Below are 15,437 nucleotides of genomic sequence, written 5' to 3'. Positions count from 1 at the left end.
CCGCCATGCCCATCGAAGCCGCCATCGTCCTTCTCGCCCTCGCTGCCGCGTTCGCCACCCGCCCCTGGCGGCTGCTCGCGGCGCGGCCTGCGCCGGGCGCCAGCACCGGCACCGCGCAGGCCTCCCCGCTGCTCACGCCTTTGCTGGCCATGCTGGTCTTCCTGCCCTGGCTCTGGGCCTTGCCCACGCTGCACCGGATGCCGCTGCAGCTGCAGATGTCCGGCTCCTGCCTCGCCGTGCTGATGCTCGGGTGGCCGCTGGCGGTGCCCGCGCTGGTGGCCGTGGCCGCGGCGGCCGCCCTGCTCTCGCCCACGCTGGCGTGGAGCGACGCGCTGGGCCTGGCCGCGTGGCAGGGCGTGGTGCCGGCCACGCTGGCGCTGCTGCTGGGCGCGCTGCTGCGCCGGCTGACCGGCACGCAGCTCTTCGTCTACGTGCTGGGCCGCGCCTTCATCGGCACGGCGCTGTGCATGTTCGCGGCCGGCACGCTGGCGCACTGGAGCGGGCATGCGCTGCCGGGGGTCGGCCCGGAGCTGTCCATGGTGGCGCGCTGGCTCATGGCCTGGGGCGATGCCGTGGTGACGGGCATGCTCTGCGCGGTGTTCGTGGCCTTCAAGCCCGAGTGGCTGGCCACGTGGTCGGACCGGCTGTACCTGCAGCAGCCCTGAAGCCCCCTGGCGGCGCGGCGCTCCGCGGGCCGCCGCCACGTTCTAAGATGCCGGCTTTTCCGGCCACGGCCGGGCCCCTTGTCTCTCCGTTCCTCCACATTTCCACGCCGCTTTCTCCGTATGCCACACGCCACCGAATTCGCCCCCGGCCTCGTCCTGCAGGGCATCGAGCCCCCGCTCCGACTCAGCGATTTCAAGCTGATCGCGTTCGACATGGACTCGACGCTGATCAACATCGAATGCGTGGACGAGATCGCGGATGCGGCGGGCCGCAAGGCCGAGGTGGCGGCCATCACCGAAGCCGCCATGCAGGGCCTCATCACCGACTACAAGGAAAGCCTGCGCCAGCGCGTGGCGCTGCTCAAGGGCGTGGACGTGGCGCACATGGAGAGCGTGTTCCGCGACCGCCTGCGCTTCAACCCCGGCGCGCAGGCGCTCATCGACGCGGCCCGGGCCGCGGGGCTCACCACGCTGCTGGTCTCCGGCGGCTTCACGTTCTTCTCGGACCGCGTGCGCTCCGGGCTGGGGATCGACCTCGCACGCGCCAACGTGCTGGAGATCGAGGACGGCCGGCTCACCGGCCGCATGGTCGACCAGCCCTGGGGCGACATCTGCGACGGCGCCGAGAAGCGCCGCACGCTGCTGGAGGTGGCCTCGCTGCTGGGCATCTCGCCCGCCCAGGCGATCGCCGTGGGCGACGGCGCCAACGACCTGCCCATGATGGGCGCGGCCGGCCTGTCGGTGGCCTTCCATGCCAAGCCGGCCGTGCGCGCGCAGGCCAAGGTGGCGATCAACACGGGCGGCCTCGACCGGCTGCTGGAAGTGCTGCGCTGACGCTGCGGCAAGAATGTTCGCTATTATTTATATAGCAAACTATTGAATGGATCCGGCGGCATGGAGCCCTTTTACCCTCAACACCACCGCATAAGGGTGACGGTCGTTATATGGGTATGACGATAAAAACGTGGTGAGCCCACGGGAAACTACCTAGACTTCGCGGCCATGGGTGGCAAGTGCCGGATCGCTCCGGCAGCCCCCTGAACCGGACCTCCGTGTCCTTGCCCGAACCGATCGAAGAAAGCCGTTTCCGATGCTGAAAAAAGCCCTGTCCGTCCTGGCCATCGCCGCACTCGCCGTGTCCGCCCATGCCGCCGACACCGTCCTCAAGGTGGCCGCGTCCGCCGTGCCGCATGCCGAGATCCTGAACTTCGTGAAGCCCCAGCTCAAGGCCCAGGGCGTGGACCTGCAGGTGCGTGAATTCAGCGACTACATCCAGCCCAACGCGGCGGTGGAAGACAAGCAGCTCGACGCCAACTTCTTCCAGCACCAGCCCTACCTGGACAGCTACAACAAGGACCGCAAGAGCAGCATCGTGGCCGTACCGGACGGCAAGGTGCACGTGGAGCCCTTCGGCGCCTACTCGAAGAAGATCAAGGCCGTGAGCGAGCTGAAGGATGGCGCCACCATCGCGATCCCGAACGATCCGTCCAACGCCGGCCGCGCGCTGGTGCTCCTGCAAAAGCAGGGCCTCATCCAGCTCAAGGATCCGAAGAACATCACGGCCACGCCGATCGACATCGTCAAGAACCCCAAGAAGCTCAAGTTCCGCGAACTGGAAGCCGCCCTGCTGCCCCGCGCGCTGCAGGACGTGGACCTGGCCCTGATCAACACCAACTATGCGATCGAGGCCAAGCTCAATCCCACCAAGGACGCCCTCTTCATCGAAGGCAGCGATTCGCCCTATGCCAACTTCGTCGCCGCACGCGCCGACCGCGCCAACGACCCCGCCATCGCCAAGCTGGTGAAGGCGCTGCACACGCCCGAAGTGAAGAAGTTCATCCAGGAAAAGTACCAGGGCGCCGTCGTGCCCGCGTTCTGAGCCCCGCCGCGCAGGCCTTCGCGCCTGCGCCCCGCCAGCCGCACGCCAGCGCCGCCCTGCGGCGCTTTTTTCATGCCAGCCCGCGCCACAGCCAGAACGACAGTCCCAGCATGATGGCGCCGGTGATGCCGTCCATCAGGCGCCAGGCCAGGGCCCGGGCGAACACCGCCTGCAGCCGCCGACCCGCGAACGCCAGCAGCACGAACCACAGCAGGCTGGCCGACGCCGATCCGGCCACGAACACCCATTTCAACGCCCCCTCCTGCCGCGCGCCGATGGAGCCCACCAGCACCACCGTGTCCAGGTAGGTGTGCGGGTTCAGCAGCGTGATGGCCGCCAGCGTGCCCACCACGCCCAGCAGGCCCTGCCGTGCGCGGCCCCGGTCCGACTGCAGGCCCGCGCCGGCGCCAAACAGCGCGCGGTGCCAGGCGAACAGGCCGTAGGCCAGCAGGAAGACGGCACCGCCCATGGTGAGCGCCCGGCCCAGGCCCGGGGCGCTCTCCAGCAGGCGTGCGAGGCCCGCCACCCCTGCCCCGATCAACACCGCATCCGCCAGCACGCACAGCGCCACGCAGACCCGCACGTGGCGGCCGGCGACGGCCTGGCGCAGCACGTAGGCGTTCTGCGCGCCGATGGAGACGATCAGCGACAGGCAGACCGTGAAACCGGCCACCCAGGCGGCGGAGGCGCCGCCGGCCAGCCACGGGGAACCGAACGAGAAGGAGGAGAAGAGAGCCCACATGCGACCGATTCTGGGTGGTCGTAAAAATTATGTAAACTTAAACTCTCTAATCAATATTAAGCATTACTTCATGCTCGACTACGCCGGCCTGGAAGCCCTCGCAGCCGTGGTGCGCGAGGGCAGCTTCGAGCGCGCCGCGCGGCGGCTGCACGTCACGCCGTCCGCGATTTCCCAGCGGGTGAAGCAGTTGGAGGAGCGCGCCGGCCAGGTGCTCGTGCAGCGCGGAACGCCCTGCACCGGCACCGAGGCCGGCCGGCGGCTCTGCCTGCACCTGGAGCAGGTGGCGCTGCTGGAGAACGAGCTGCGGCGCGCGCACCCGGCGCTGGTGCCCGACGCACTGGCGCCCGCGCCCACGCTCAAGCTGGCCGTGAACGACGATTCCCTCTCCACCTGGTTCATGGACGCCATGGCCGCCTTCACGGCGGGCGGCAACGAGCTGCTGGACGTGCGCATCGACGACCAGGAGCACACCGCGCAGCGGCTGCGCGAGGGCGAGGTGATCGCCGCCGTCACCGCCACGGCCGGCACCATCGCGGGCTGCAACAGCTGGCCCCTGGGCACCATGCACTACGTGGCCGCGGCCAGCCCCGGCTTCGTGCGGCAGCACTTCGGCACGGCGGGCGGCGGCGTCACGCCCGAGTCCCTGGCCGGCGCGCCGATGATGGTCTACAGCCGCAAGGACCGCCTGCAGGACCAGTGGCTGCAGCGCCAGGGCCTGGCCTCGCGGCGCCATCCGCCGCGCCACTTCCTGCCGTCCAACCAGGGCTTCCTGCGCAGCTGCGAGATGGGTATCGGCTGGGGCATGCACCCCACCGTGCTCATCGAGGAGCAGCTCGCGGCCGGCACGCTCGTGGAGATGCTGCCCGGCACCGGCATGGACGTGACGCTCTACTGGGCCCACCCGCGATCGGCCCAGGCGGGGCTGGAGCGGCTCACGCAGTGCGTGATGTCGGCCGCCAGCGCCTGGCTGGGCACTGGCCGGAAGCCGCGCGCCGCCAGCGCTCGCAAGCTATCGAAAAAATAGCAAACAAACCAATGGATACGCCGGCATGGAGCCTGAAAGCCTCTCAGAACCGGGCCGCAGCATCAGGGCAGTGCCAGCGGTGCGGGTGACGGCAGCCCCGGCACTGGTGCCGGGGCCAGGGCTGCCGCGCGGCGGCGCCCCGTGGGCGCAGCGACGGTGGGCGCCGGGCGCGCGACGAGATCGGCCAGCGTGACCCCGTCCAGCACCGCGAGGTAGCTCTGCGTGGCCTCCGAAAGCACGCCCCGCAGCCGGCAGTGGCCGGTCAGGCGGCACCGGTTCATCGCCGGATCGAAGCACTCCACCATGTCGAAATCCGTCTCGGTGAGCCGGACCACGTCGCCCAGGCGGATCTGCGCGGCCGGCGCGCCCAGGCGCAGCCCCCCGCCCCGCCCGCGCGTGGTGCCCAAAAGGCCCTGCGCGGACAGCTGCTGCACGATCTTCATGAGGTGGCTGCGGGAGATGCCGTGCTGCGCCGCTATCTCGGTGATGGTCACGGGCTGCGCGCGCCCCTCGCTGGCCGCGCAGTACATCAGCACGCGCAGGGCGTAGTCGGTCCACTGGGTGAGGCGCATGGGGCTTGCGTTGGATCAATCCGGATCGGTCTGAAGCCGGGCATCTTATTGCAAATATTCATGACTGATGAATCTTCAAGGAGCCCACGATGAACGCCCGCCTTCCCGACCCCCTGCCCACCCCTGCGGTGGACGCCCGCCAGTCCCTGGGCCAGATCGCCGTGCAATTGCCCGGCGCCACGGCGGTGTTCCGCCGCCTGAAGCTGGATTTCTGCTGCGGCGGACAGGCCAGCCTCGCGCAGGCCGCCGCCGACAAGGGCCTGGACCTCGCCGCGCTGGTCGATGAACTCGCCGCACTGCAGCGAAGCGGCGCCGAGCCCGATCCGCAGCAGCCCACCCGCGCACTGATCGAGCACATCGTCACGCGCTTCCACGAGGTGCACCGCATGCAGTTGCCCGAGCTGATCCGCATGGCGCGCCGCGTGGAGGCCGTGCACCGCGACCACCCGCTGGTGCCCGCAGGCCTGGGCGACGTGCTCGAATCCGCGCAGGGCGAGCTGCTCTCGCACATGCTCAAGGAAGAACGCGTGCTGTTCCCGCTGCTCGCCGCCGGAGACGGCTCCTTCGCTGGCGCGCCCATCGCGATGATGCGCGCCGAGCACACCGACCACGGCGAGACGCTCGAACTCATCGACGGCATGACGCACCACATGGCGCCGCCCGACGGCGCGTGCAATACGTGGCGCGCGCTCTATGCGGGCCTTGCGCAGTTCCGCGACGACCTCATCGACCACATCCACCTGGAGAACAATGTGCTGTTCCCGCGGTTCGACGCGGCGCAGCCCGCCTCCCGGCCAACGCAGGGCTGCGGCTCCACGGGCTGCGCCTGCGGCTGATCGACCATCCTTTCCGAGAACCCCGATCCCATGCCCAGCGACCGCCTCCTCGCCACGCCCGACACCGACAGCATCACCCGGCTGGTGCACCGCTTCTACGCCGACGTGCGCCGCGACCCGCTGCTGGGCCCGGTGTTCGAGGCGGCGCTGCAGGACCGCTGGGATGCGCACCTGGCCCGCATGGTCGACTTCTGGAGCACGGTGGCCCTGGGGGCGCGCAGCTACCGGGGCAACGTGATGGCGAGCCACCGGCCGCTGCAGGGCGTGGCGCCCGCGCATTTCGCGGCCTGGGTGCGGCTGTGGGGCGAGCACACCGGCCGACTCTTCACGCCCGAGGTGGCGCACGGCCTGCAGCAGGCGGCGCACGGCGTGGCGCGCCAACTCTTCCGCGGCATGCTGGGGCGCCTGCCGGATTTCGCGGAGGCCCGGGATCCAGGCCGCGGCCACTGAGGCGATGGCATCAGCCGCGCCGTTGCGCGCGCAGCGGTGCGAGCAGGTCCGACAGGCCGTTGTAGTCGATCTCGTGCATCAGCGCCAGCAGGCGGCCGATATCGCCGGGCGGGAAGCCTTCGCGCGCGAACCAGTTCAGGTAATTGCCCGGCAAGTCGGCGATCGGCGTGCCTTTGTGCTTCCCGTAGGGCATGGTGACGGTGAGCAGGCGCTCCAGTTGCGCGGTGTCCATGCGCCTGCCCTCACCCGCCTGCGCGCTTGGCCTTGTGGCCCAGCGATTGGAGCGCCTGCACCACGCGCTCCACATGGTCGCCCTGCACCTCGATCACGCCGTCCTTGACGGTGCCGCCCGAACCGCAGGCCGCCTTGAGCTGTTTGCCCAGCTGCGCCAGTTCGGCCGCCGGCAGCGCAGCGCCCTTCACCAGCGTCACGGCCTTGCCGCCGCGGCCCTTGGTCTCGCGCGAGACGCGCACGGTGCCGTCGCCCGCCGGCACGGCCGAGGCCCGCAGGGCGGCGCAGGCGCACTGCGCGGCCGGCCGGCGGCAGGCAGGGCACATGCGGCCGGAGTCGGTGGAGTAGACGAGCCCGCCCGGCTGGCTCATGCGCATGGCGGGCTCCGGTCAGGCCGGTGGGAGGGAATGGGCGGCATCGCAGGCTCGATCTCGGGGTGAAACAGGCCGGATTATCCGGGCGGCCCGGGGCTTACCGCACAATCGCGCCTTTCTTCTTTCCAGCGGGAAAGCGCGCGCCGCGCGCGTGCCGCGTCCCTCTCGTGCCCGCCATGCCCTTTGCCGCTCTCGGCCTCTCGCCCGCCCTCGTCCAAGCCGCCGATGCCCAGGGCTTCACCGCGCCCACGCCAGTCCAGGCCGAGGCCATTCCGGCCGTGCTGCAGGGACGCGACCTGCGGGGCTGCGCGCAGACGGGCTCGGGCAAGACGGTGGCGTTCGGCCTGCCGCTGCTGCAGCAGTTGCTGCCCGGGGGCCCCGGGGCCGGACAGGGCGATACGCTCCGCCGCGTGCGCGCCCTGGTGCTCGTGCCCACGCGCGAGCTGGCCGTGCAGGTGGCCGGCGTGCTGGGCGAACTGGCCCGGCACCTGCCGGCGCGGCGGCTGAAGATCGCCCTGGCCTACGGCGGCGTCTCCATCAACCCGCAGATGATGGCGCTGCGCGGCGGCGCCGATGTGGTGGTGGCGACGCCCGGCCGGCTGCTGGACCTGGTGGAACACAACGCCCTGTCGCTGGCGTGGGTGCGAACCCTGGTGCTGGACGAGGCGGACCGGCTGCTGGACCTGGGGTTCGCCGAGGAACTGCAGCGCGTGCTGGCGCTGTTGCCGGCGCATCGCCAGAACCTGCTTTTTTCCGCGACCTTCCCGGACGGCGTGGCCGCGCTGGCCGAGGGCCTGCTGCGCGATCCGCTGCGCATCGACATCCCGCAGGAACCGGGCACCGCGCCCGACATCGCCCAGCGGGCCATCGCGGTGGAAGACAACCGGCGCACGCAATTGCTCAGGCACCTCGTGAAGGAAGAAGCCGGCTGGACCCGCGTGCTGGTGTTCGTGGCCACGCAATACGCCGCCGAGCACGTGGCCGAGAAGCTCTACAAGGCGGGCATCTACGCGTCGCCTTTCCACGGCGGCCTGAGCCAGGGCACGCGGCGGCAGGTGCTGCAGGAATTCAAGGACGAGCGCTGGCAGGTGCTGGTGACCACGGACCTCGCGGCGCGCGGCATCGACATCGCCGGCCTGCCGGCGGTGGTCAACTACGATCTTCCGCGCGCGGCGGCCGACTACGTGCACCGCATCGGCCGCACGGGCCGGGCGGGCGCCAGCGGCGCGGCGGTGAGCTTCGTCACGCCCGGCGCCGCACCGCACTGGCAGCTGATCGCCCGGCGACAGGGCCTGCTGTCGCTGCCGGTCGAGCAGATCGCGGGCTTCGAGGTGGCGCTGGCCACGCCGCCGGCGGGCGGCGACGGGCAGGCACTTGGTGCCGCGCCGGATGCCGCCCCGCGGGCCGGCAAGCTTCCGCCCGGCACCGGCGGCGTCAAGGGGAAGCGCCCGAGCAAGAAGGACAAGCTGCGCGCGGCAGCGGCCGCCGCCGCGCAGGCCGGCGGTGCCGAAGCCCCACAGAAAGACCACGGCCCGGAATGACCTGACCGGCCACGCAGCCCGGCGTGGCGCGGTCTGCGTTCAGTCTGCGCCGTCGCCGGCGGCCCCGCTGCCTTCACCGGACCCACCGCCTTCGTCCTCCTGGCCATCGCCCGAGGCCGTCGCGGCGCGCGGCGCCGGCTTGCGGGGCATGCCCTCCCCGGGCCTGGCCACGATCTCGACATAGAACTGCGCGTCGCCCGAGCGGGCCACCGCGTCGATCAGGCCGGTGATCTCTTCCTCCCGCACGCTGCGCGCGCCGTCCTGCGTGGCGCCGAACCGGCAATCGAAGTCCCAGAACCGCGCGCCCTCGGGCAGCGTGCGGCGGCGCTCGCGGCGCAGGTAGCGGTGGATGTCATGGCGGGCGGCGTCCAGGAGCCGGTCGCGGTTCTTGCCCTCGATGTGGAGCACATAGGTTTTTCGCATGCGCCGATCGTAACCGCCCGCCCTCGCGCACTATGGTTTTCATAGCAGCGCGCAAGCGGTGCGGCGACCAGCGGCAACGGCGCCGGCCCCGGGGGCCGCGTCAGCCGTTGCGCACCCGCGCCGCCATCGGATAGGCGGGGTCGGTGTAGCCGGGCGTGGACGGATGGCCCGGGGCCACCCGCCCGTCCACCAGCGCCTCGTCTTCCGGCGTGACCGTGTAATCCAGCGCCGGGGCGTAGTCCTGCCACTGCTGCAGCGTGCGCGGGCCGGCAATGACCGCACTGACCGCGCGGTGCGCCAGCACCCAGGCAGTGGCGAATTGCGCCAGCGTCACGCCGCGCTCCTGGGCATGCTGCTGGAGCTCCTGCGCCAGCACCAGCGATTCACGGCGGAACTCGGTCTCAGCGATGCGCTTGTCGCCCCGGCCGGCGCGCGTGCCGGCCGCGGGCGCCTCGTCCGGCAGGTACTTGCCGGTGAGCACGCCGCGCGCGATGGGACTGTAGGGCACCACCCCGATGCCGTGGTGCTCGCAGGCCGGAAGGATCTCGACCTCGGGCATGCGGTTGAGCAGGTTGTAGTAGGGCTGGCAGACCACCGGCCCCGGCATGCCGATGCGCGCCGCGCCGTGCACCAGCTCGGCGATGCGCCACGCGCGGAAGTTGGAGACCCCCCAATAGCGGATCTTGCCCGCGCGCAGCAGCGCGTCGATGGCGAAGAGCGGCTCCTGCAGATCCATGCCCAGGTAGTCGCGGTGCAGGTAGAGGATGTCGATGTGGTCGGTGCGCAGGCGCGACAGGCTGGCCTCGACCTCGCGCAGCATCCAGGCGCGCGAATAGTGGCCTTCGTTGGGCCGCTCGACCATGCGGTTGCCGAGCTTGGTGGCCAGCACCCAGTCATGGCGCTGGCCCGCCAGCAGATCGCCCAGCATCGATTCGGACGCGCCCTTGGTGTACACGTCGGCCGTATCGATGAAGTTCACGCCGCGCTCGCGCGCATCGGCCACGATCGCCGCGGCCTCGTCGCGGGCGGTCTGGTCGCCGAACATCATGGTGCCCAGGCACAGGGCGGAGACTTGCAGGTTGCTGCGGCCGAGACGGCGGTAATGCATGGCGCAAAGCCTTTCAGGCGAAGGGTGGGTGGAAGAGAAGCGGTGGGGCCGTGCTCGCCGTCAGTAGTGCGGCGGCAGTTCGTCGCGGGGGTTGCGCGCCGCGGAGGCGTCGCCCGCGTCGGGCAACTGCCGCTGCAGCGTGGCCAGGGCGCGCTGCAGCGCGTCGATCTGCTGTTGCTGGCGGTAGATGGTGACGTTGAGCTGGTCCAGCAGGTCTTCGGCGTAGCTGGCCTTGATCTCCAGCTCGTCGAGCCGCTGCGATGGGGTGCGGGATTCGGACATGGACGCTATTGGACCGCAAACCGCGCGCGGCCCCCGGCACGCCTGCCATCGCGAACGGCGCGGGCAGGCATCAGCCGCGCAGCGCTTGGCCCAGGCGCGACACGCCCTCGCGGATCTTGCCGGCATCGGCCGTCGCGAACGACAGGCGCAGCGTGGCGTGGTCCGGATGGGCGCAGAAGAATGGCGTGCCCGGCACGAAGGCCACGCCCTGGTCGATCGCCTGCTTGGCGAACACGTTGCCGTCGGCCACCGCGCCCCCCGCACCCGTGAGCCGCGCCCACACGAACAGGCCGCCCTGCGGCTGCACGAAGTCGATCGCGTCGCCCAGCTCGCGGCGCAGCGCCTCGCCCATGGTGGCGGCACGCTCGGCATACACGCTGCGCACCTTGGCCAGCGTGGCCGGCATGCGGCCCGCGCGCAGGTACTGCGCGGCCGTGGCCTGCGCGAAGGTGCTGGTGTGCGCGTCGCTGAACTGCTTGCACATCGTCGCCTTGGCGAGCAGCTCGGCCGGGGCGATGAGCCAGCCCACGCGCAGGCCCGGGCTCAGCACCTTGCTCAGGCTGCCGCAATGCACCAGCAGCTCGCGGCTGCCCGGCACCGTGGCAGAGAGCGCCAGCAGGCTCGGCGGCGGTGCCTCGCCGAAATACAGATCGCCGTACGGATCGTCTTCCACGATCAGCGTCTGGTGGCGGACGGCCATCTCCAGCACCTTGCGGCGGCGCTCCAGCGGCAGCAGCGCACCGCTCGGGTTGCCGAACGTGGGAATCAGGTAGACGAACTTGGGGCGGTGCTCTTCGATCAGCCGCTCCAGCGCATCGGGGTCCACGCCCTGCCCATCCACCGGCGCGCTCAACAGCTCGGCACCGTAGAGGCGGAAGCACTGGATCGTGGCCAGGAACGTGGGGCCCTCCACGATCACCTTGTCGCCGGGGCTGATGAGCGTCTTGCCCAGCAGATCCAGCGCCTGCTGGCTGCCGGTGGTGACGATCAGGTCGTCCGGCCGCACGCCCTGCGCGCCCTTGTCGCCCATGAAGGAAGAGAGCTGCTCGCGCAGCGGCTGGTAGCCCTCGGTGGCGCCGTACTGCAGCGCGGCGCCCGGCTCCTCGCGCAAGGCGCGCTCGCTGGCCTCGCGGATGCCGTCCACGTCGAACATGGCGCTGTCGGGAAAGCCCCCGGCAAAACTGATGATGCCGGGCTTGCCCAGCAGCTTGAAAAGCTCGCGGATGGCGGAGGTTTCGACGTTGGCGAGGCGGGACGCGAATTGCATGGACGGGGCTCTCGAAGGCGAAGGTTGGAACAAAACCACAGCGCGCATTGTCGCCAATCGCCAAGCAGGTTTCCTGCAACCCGCGCAGGGCGCGCCCGGCGGCGCGGTGCGGGACAATGCGGCGCCCCCTGCCCATTCGGCCGCGGCCGCCCACGGCCCGACGCCCACGAACACCATGATGAAGACCGCACACATCGAGCCCTTCTTCGCCGCCCTGCGCGCGGCCAACCCGCAGCCCAACACCGAACTGGAATACACCACCACGTTCGAGCTGCTGGCCGCCGTTTTGCTCTCGGCCTAGGCCACCGACGTGGGCGTGAACAAGGCCACGCGCCGGCTCTTCCCCGCGGCGGGCACGCCCCAGGCCATCCTGGACCTGGGCCTCGAAGGGCTGGAGGGCTACATCAAGACCATCGGCCTCTACCGCAGCAAGGCCCGCCACCTGATGGAGACCTGCCGCATCCTGGTGGAACGCCACGGCGGCGTGGTGCCGCGCACGCGCGAGGAACTCGAAGCCCTGCCCGGCGTGGGCCGCAAGACCGCCAACGTGGTCCTGAACGTGGCCTTCGGCCAGCCCACCATGGCCGTGGACACCCACATCTTCCGCGTGAGCAACCGCACCGGCCTGGCCCCGGGCAAGAACCCGCTCGCGGTGGAGCTGCAACTGCTCGAGCGCGTGCCCGCCGAATACGCCGTGGACTCGCACCACTGGCTCATCCTCCTGGGCCGCTACGTCTGCCAGGCGCGCAAGCCCCGCTGCTGGGAATGCGTGGTGGCGCCGTGGTGCGAATACGAGCCGAAGACGCCCGCGCCCTGAGTGGGTAGGGGCGAAGGTGCTGGGGCGGGTGGGCGCGGCTCCAGGGTGCGGGCACCCCTTTGAACCGCACCGCCAGTCACCACCGCTCCGCTCCTTGCCTGCGCTGTTCCTTCAGGCGGTGCATGACCCCCGCGGATCGGCGGGCCGTTGTGCCGCGAACCGGGAGTGGCAGGCGCGGCCCAGGGGAGGTGCGCAGAGTTGCAAGCCATTGGTGCGCAAGGGCTTTGCTGCGAGGCATCGCTGGGCGGGTCTGGCGGGAACCCGGACAACGCGGGATTCGCGGAAATGGCGGAGAAAGCCGTGCGAGGACGCGCGGTTATAAACGGGCGCGTGGGCGCGTGGATTGAAACCGGGCTCTTCGGGATCGTCGGGTGCGCATCAGCATCTTCGGCACAGGTGGGGTGGGCGCGTGGATTGAAACCGGGCTCTTCGGGATCAGCCTTATGACGGATCACGTCGCGCCCTACGTGGGCGCGTGGATAGAAGCAGAGTACTTGGCTACGAACCAAGGGGTCGTGGGTTCGATCCCTGCCAGCCGCACCAGATGGATAGCCCCAGAACAGCGATGTTCTGGGGCTTTTTCCATTGTTTCGGCGAAATTGCGTCTTTTCCCATAGACCACTTATCAAACCTGCGGGGGAGTTTTGGAGGGCTTTTTGCTGGATCATGTCCACTCTGCCTTGCCCAGCGTATCGACCGGCTGACTATCTCGGCAGCTTATGCTGGTGAGTCTGGCAACAATCGGCCATGAACTGACTTTCGAAATCCGCAGCAAAGTTTGGTGGTTGTCCGACCTTTCTCGCCCTGATGCGCCTGTGGGCTCCTTGGCACTGCTGTACTGACCATGACCCACGCTGAACTGCGCCAATACCTCTTGGCGCACTACCCCGAGTCTCGACTTGAGCTGCTCACCGAAGATGAGAGGGGCACGCTCGTCGCCCGTCATCCCGAACTGCCAGCGGACTACATTCAATTTTTACGGGAGGTCGGCTGGGGGACCATCGGGGACGGGCGTTACTCGGTCTACCGTGCGCCGGTCGAGCCGTCGTTCGTTTTCGACCCAGTCACGGCCGAGAGTCTGGGTAACGTGGTTCTTATCGGCGACGACTTCGCGGGCGGGCAGGAGGCTTTTCGCTTCGAGAGGAAGAGTGTGGCCTTTGGTAGCGTTGACAGCTTGGATGGACGCTTTGGGCTAGTCGGCGAGACGTTCTCAGAGTTCATCCAACGCTGGTTCGTGACAACGTAGAGCCCTTCCGTGTGAACGTCCGGTTCGGAGCTAAATGTCCGCCCGCTCAGGGCCCGTTGCTGACGTTCTACTTTGGCCTGTAGTCGTCTGCCTTGCAACGGTTACGGAAGTTCAACTTTTCTAGACGGCGGAGAGGCATCGCCCACATCGCAATCAACTTACCCAGCTGAACTAGCCCAAGTGCTAGCGCTCCTTATCACTGCTTGCGCATTGAATTAAAGCATTTCCCGAAGCTTACGCGTAGAAAGCGAATCGCAGGTCTTCATGAGCTGATTGGGCAGAAACTCCTCGCTTCCCGCGTCCGCACTGGCATAGAAGATGTCCACGCCATTAGGAAGCCTATGACCGTCATGGAAAGGTTCCGCCCGCGCGTTCCATGCCTTTATCTTGCCCAGGTCTGTATCCGTAATGATGGCCAATTTGCCCTGAAGCAGCTGTGGATGGTTCTTCCACGTATGCACAAGCATCATCCATATGCCGTGCACCTCGGGATTTCCAGGTGGTGGATCAGTGACCACAAGTTCGATGGTGTTGTCCGAGCTTATATGTATTGCGCTGTCGCCAATCTTCTTTGAAGTCACGGTGATCGCCGTTGTTACTGCGATTAGGGAACCATTGCGCGCAACCTTAGTATTGGTATCCACGCAATACACGCGATCATACAGTTCGAATACGCGATCGATGCTTGCGAATGCATGCCCAGGGCCTTGAAAATATGCATGGAGGATTTTCTTCTTGTCCTTACGCTCATAGTAAGTTGTGAGATTCGACCTTCTTGGAACAAGCAGCTGAGGATAAAGAAAAACTGTCGAATGCAGATATCCCACAACAGAGATCTCAGCAGTCGTTAAATCGACCCTCAATTCCTGCACGATGACCCTCTGCCCAAATTCCATCTCAACTAGAGTGGAGCGCGCCTGTCTTTTCTGCTTGGGCTGCTTGTGAGGTTTGATGATCAGGCTATTGGAGTCAAGCAGCCCTTTATTGATGCCGTCAATCGTGACGCTCAGCGCTTCTCCTGGCGGCATATTGGACGGAAATTTGTGAACAAAATTCCTGTGCCCAAGCGTAGGTTCCAGTCTGAGCATGTTTTGTAAAATCTTTAATTTTGGACCAGAAAATAGATTCTCACGCGTTAACATCATCTTTGAACGCCGACCGATGGCAGCAAGGTCGGCGTATAGGAGTTTCGGTCTGAATTTTTATACGTAAAAATTGCAGCAACGTATATTAATTTCCGCTTTGGACCGATAGTACCTGTGCACTGCGCTTAGATCGAGCGACCGCAGACAGCCAAGCAGGCGTTGCGACCGCCCCCTCTTGGCCGACTTTTGACTAGTCATGCCTTTAAGTGTTGCCGCAGCACGGCAGCGCTTCGGTGTCGTACAGCTTGCGAAAAATGCTGACTCCCAGATACTCGACTTAGCGCTCGGATGATCTCAGCATCGACTGGAGCCCCTTGTTCCAGCCATCCAACTGCCAAGCCGGGCCAGTAGTCAGAGGTTTCATAGTCAAGGCCCGCAACAACGACTTGAACGACTGGTGCGATGCCCGTGTATGAATCAAGCGGCTGTTCCAAGTGCAAGAGAAGTGTGCGTGTATCCATAAGCATGAATGGCTGCAGTTGGCCGGTAGCGGTCATGTAGAAGGCTAAAAGCGGCTAACAAAACCATGTCATCGCAAATCGAGCGAAGAGCGTTTGGTGATGCATGAGTCGAAACAAGAAAAAAGAGATAAGCGCGCAGCACTGTTCAAGAAGGTTGCGCCGCTGTTGCCGGTAGTCGCCGCCTCGGCCAAGGGCGGTCGCCCGCGGGTGAGCGACGAGATGGCCCTCAACGGCATCCTGTTCGTTTTGCGCACCGGCATCCCTTGGGAAGAGTTGCCCCAGGAACTGGGCTTTGGCAGCGGCATGACTTGCTGGCGGCGTCTACGTGACTGGCAGGCCGTGGGAGTGTGGCATCGCCTGCATCTGCTGTTGCT

General features: G+C 67.7%; 18 protein-coding genes and 1 pseudogene. 10 read left to right on the top strand and 9 right to left on the bottom strand.

The features are described 5' to 3' along the window. The first annotated feature begins 5 nt into the window (after nt 1-5). The 3 genes from BM144_RS20725 (at nt 6) to BM144_RS20715 (ending at nt 2,544) form a co-directional block, all read left to right on the top strand. On the top strand, nt 6-665 hold the full coding sequence (locus BM144_RS20725; protein WP_092957056.1) for a hypothetical protein: 660 nt from the start codon (nt 6-8) through the stop codon (nt 663-665). A 120-nt stretch (nt 666-785) separates the two neighbouring features. Next, entirely contained in the window at nt 786-1,499 is a 714-nt protein-coding gene (gene serB, locus BM144_RS20720; protein ID WP_092957053.1) for a phosphoserine phosphatase SerB, read from the top strand. 256 nt (nt 1,500-1,755) lie between these two features. After that, on the top strand, nt 1,756-2,544 hold the full coding sequence (locus BM144_RS20715) for a MetQ/NlpA family ABC transporter substrate-binding protein (RefSeq protein ID WP_092957050.1): 789 nt from the start codon (nt 1,756-1,758) through the stop codon (nt 2,542-2,544). A 70-nt stretch (nt 2,545-2,614) separates the two neighbouring features. Here BM144_RS20715 and BM144_RS20710 read toward each other — a convergent pair whose 3' ends face one another. After that, entirely contained in the window at nt 2,615-3,286 is a 672-nt protein-coding gene (locus BM144_RS20710; RefSeq protein WP_092957047.1) for a LysE/ArgO family amino acid transporter, read from the bottom strand. A 70-nt stretch (nt 3,287-3,356) separates the two neighbouring features. Here BM144_RS20710 and BM144_RS20705 point away from each other — a divergent pair, with 70 nt between their 5' ends. Further along, entirely contained in the window at nt 3,357-4,310 is a 954-nt protein-coding gene (locus tag BM144_RS20705; RefSeq protein WP_092957044.1) for an HTH-type transcriptional regulator ArgP, read from the top strand. A gap of 62 nt (nt 4,311-4,372) precedes the next feature. Here the strand turns inward: BM144_RS20705 and BM144_RS20700 are convergent, their stop codons facing one another. Next, entirely contained in the window at nt 4,373-4,882 is a 510-nt protein-coding gene (locus BM144_RS20700) for an RrF2 family transcriptional regulator (RefSeq protein WP_092957041.1), read from the bottom strand. Between the two features lie 89 nt (nt 4,883-4,971). Here BM144_RS20700 and ytfE point away from each other — a divergent pair, with 89 nt between their 5' ends. Together ytfE and BM144_RS20690 are read left to right on the top strand one after the other, a co-directional pair. Next, the gene (ytfE, locus tag BM144_RS20695) at nt 4,972-5,718 is read left to right on the top strand and encodes an iron-sulfur cluster repair protein YtfE (RefSeq protein WP_092957038.1); all 747 of its coding nucleotides are present in this window, start codon (nt 4,972-4,974) and stop codon (nt 5,716-5,718) included. Between the two features lie 30 nt (nt 5,719-5,748). Further along, entirely contained in the window at nt 5,749-6,168 is a 420-nt protein-coding gene (locus BM144_RS20690; RefSeq protein WP_092957035.1) for a group III truncated hemoglobin, read from the top strand. A gap of 10 nt (nt 6,169-6,178) precedes the next feature. Here BM144_RS20690 and BM144_RS20685 read toward each other — a convergent pair whose 3' ends face one another. Both BM144_RS20685 and BM144_RS20680 read right to left on the bottom strand, forming a co-directional pair. Then, complete coding sequence (locus BM144_RS20685) at nt 6,179-6,400, bottom strand: DUF3820 family protein (RefSeq protein WP_092957032.1); 222 nt, start codon at nt 6,398-6,400, stop codon at nt 6,179-6,181. A 10-nt stretch (nt 6,401-6,410) separates the two neighbouring features. Further along, nucleotides 6,411-6,776 (bottom strand): translation initiation factor Sui1, encoded by a 366-nt coding sequence (locus tag BM144_RS20680; protein ID WP_092957029.1) that lies wholly within the window; start codon nt 6,774-6,776, stop codon nt 6,411-6,413. A 173-nt stretch (nt 6,777-6,949) separates the two neighbouring features. Here BM144_RS20680 and BM144_RS20675 point away from each other — a divergent pair, with 173 nt between their 5' ends. Further along, nucleotides 6,950-8,314 (top strand): DEAD/DEAH box helicase, encoded by a 1,365-nt coding sequence (locus BM144_RS20675; RefSeq protein WP_092957026.1) that lies wholly within the window; start codon nt 6,950-6,952, stop codon nt 8,312-8,314. 39 nt (nt 8,315-8,353) lie between these two features. Here BM144_RS20675 and BM144_RS20670 read toward each other — a convergent pair whose 3' ends face one another. The 4 genes from BM144_RS20670 to BM144_RS20655 all read right to left on the bottom strand — a co-directional run bounded on the left by BM144_RS20670 (nt 8,354) and on the right by BM144_RS20655 (nt 11,394). Continuing rightward, the gene (locus tag BM144_RS20670; protein WP_092957023.1) at nt 8,354-8,737 is read right to left on the bottom strand and encodes a DUF6172 family protein; all 384 of its coding nucleotides are present in this window, start codon (nt 8,735-8,737) and stop codon (nt 8,354-8,356) included. Nucleotides 8,738-8,837: 100 nt separating this feature from the next. Then, nucleotides 8,838-9,845, bottom strand: a complete 1,008-nt coding sequence (locus tag BM144_RS20665; protein WP_092957020.1) for an aldo/keto reductase — start codon at nt 9,843-9,845, stop codon at nt 8,838-8,840. 60 nt (nt 9,846-9,905) lie between these two features. Further along, nucleotides 9,906-10,127, bottom strand: coding sequence for a SlyX family protein (locus tag BM144_RS20660; protein ID WP_092957017.1), 222 nt, complete (start codon nt 10,125-10,127; stop codon nt 9,906-9,908). A gap of 70 nt (nt 10,128-10,197) precedes the next feature. Continuing rightward, a complete protein-coding gene (locus tag BM144_RS20655) occupies nt 10,198-11,394 on the bottom strand; it encodes an aminotransferase-like domain-containing protein (protein ID WP_092957014.1) in 1,197 nt (398 codons plus the stop codon). Between the two features lie 178 nt (nt 11,395-11,572). Here BM144_RS20655 and nth point away from each other — a divergent pair. Together nth and BM144_RS20645 are read left to right on the top strand one after the other, a co-directional pair. Beyond that, nucleotides 11,573-12,211 (top strand): annotated as a pseudogene (gene nth, locus BM144_RS20650) (endonuclease III). 844 nt (nt 12,212-13,055) lie between these two features. After that, nucleotides 13,056-13,457 (top strand): hypothetical protein, encoded by a 402-nt coding sequence (locus BM144_RS20645; RefSeq protein ID WP_092957011.1) that lies wholly within the window; start codon nt 13,056-13,058, stop codon nt 13,455-13,457. A gap of 215 nt (nt 13,458-13,672) precedes the next feature. On the opposite strand, the gene BM144_RS22985 is transcribed toward BM144_RS20645, so the two are convergent. After that, nucleotides 13,673-14,545, bottom strand: a complete 873-nt coding sequence (locus BM144_RS22985) for a hypothetical protein (RefSeq protein WP_139225800.1) — start codon at nt 14,543-14,545, stop codon at nt 13,673-13,675. A 617-nt stretch (nt 14,546-15,162) separates the two neighbouring features. Here BM144_RS22985 and BM144_RS20635 point away from each other — a divergent pair. Beyond that, on the top strand, nt 15,163-15,437 hold a 275-nt coding region (locus tag BM144_RS20635; protein ID WP_139225799.1), incomplete at its 3' end, for a transposase.

It is taken from the genome of Paracidovorax konjaci (assembly GCF_900112675.1).
GTDB classification, from domain to species: Bacteria; Pseudomonadota; Gammaproteobacteria; order Burkholderiales; family Burkholderiaceae_C; genus Paracidovorax; species Paracidovorax konjaci.
This window is presented reverse-complemented; position numbering and strand designations above follow the sequence as displayed.

What these genes read in the sequence shown, in the direction of transcription:
- BM144_RS20725 (WP_092957056.1), top strand. Translation starts at nt 6, where the DNA reads ATGCCCATCGAAGCCGCCATCGTCCTTCTCGCCCTCGCTGCCGCGTTC.
- serB (WP_092957053.1), top strand. Translation starts at nt 786, where the DNA reads ATGCCACACGCCACCGAATTCGCCCCCGGCCTCGTCCTGCAGGGCATC.
- BM144_RS20715 (WP_092957050.1), top strand. Translation starts at nt 1,756, where the DNA reads ATGCTGAAAAAAGCCCTGTCCGTCCTGGCCATCGCCGCACTCGCCGTG.
- BM144_RS20710 (WP_092957047.1), bottom strand. Translation starts at nt 3,286, where the DNA reads ATGTGGGCTCTCTTCTCCTCCTTCTCGTTCGGTTCCCCGTGGCTGGCC.
- BM144_RS20705 (WP_092957044.1), top strand. Translation starts at nt 3,357, where the DNA reads ATGCTCGACTACGCCGGCCTGGAAGCCCTCGCAGCCGTGGTGCGCGAG.
- BM144_RS20700 (WP_092957041.1), bottom strand. Translation starts at nt 4,882, where the DNA reads ATGCGCCTCACCCAGTGGACCGACTACGCCCTGCGCGTGCTGATGTAC.
- ytfE (WP_092957038.1), top strand. Translation starts at nt 4,972, where the DNA reads ATGAACGCCCGCCTTCCCGACCCCCTGCCCACCCCTGCGGTGGACGCC.
- BM144_RS20690 (WP_092957035.1), top strand. Translation starts at nt 5,749, where the DNA reads ATGCCCAGCGACCGCCTCCTCGCCACGCCCGACACCGACAGCATCACC.
- BM144_RS20685 (WP_092957032.1), bottom strand. Translation starts at nt 6,400, where the DNA reads ATGGACACCGCGCAACTGGAGCGCCTGCTCACCGTCACCATGCCCTAC.
- BM144_RS20680 (WP_092957029.1), bottom strand. Translation starts at nt 6,776, where the DNA reads ATGCGCATGAGCCAGCCGGGCGGGCTCGTCTACTCCACCGACTCCGGC.
- BM144_RS20675 (WP_092957026.1), top strand. Translation starts at nt 6,950, where the DNA reads ATGCCCTTTGCCGCTCTCGGCCTCTCGCCCGCCCTCGTCCAAGCCGCC.
- BM144_RS20670 (WP_092957023.1), bottom strand. Translation starts at nt 8,737, where the DNA reads ATGCGAAAAACCTATGTGCTCCACATCGAGGGCAAGAACCGCGACCGG.
- BM144_RS20665 (WP_092957020.1), bottom strand. Translation starts at nt 9,845, where the DNA reads ATGCATTACCGCCGTCTCGGCCGCAGCAACCTGCAAGTCTCCGCCCTG.
- BM144_RS20660 (WP_092957017.1), bottom strand. Translation starts at nt 10,127, where the DNA reads ATGTCCGAATCCCGCACCCCATCGCAGCGGCTCGACGAGCTGGAGATC.
- BM144_RS20655 (WP_092957014.1), bottom strand. Translation starts at nt 11,394, where the DNA reads ATGCAATTCGCGTCCCGCCTCGCCAACGTCGAAACCTCCGCCATCCGC.
- BM144_RS20645 (WP_092957011.1), top strand. Translation starts at nt 13,056, where the DNA reads ATGACCCACGCTGAACTGCGCCAATACCTCTTGGCGCACTACCCCGAG.
- BM144_RS22985 (WP_139225800.1), bottom strand. Translation starts at nt 14,545, where the DNA reads ATGCTCAGACTGGAACCTACGCTTGGGCACAGGAATTTTGTTCACAAA.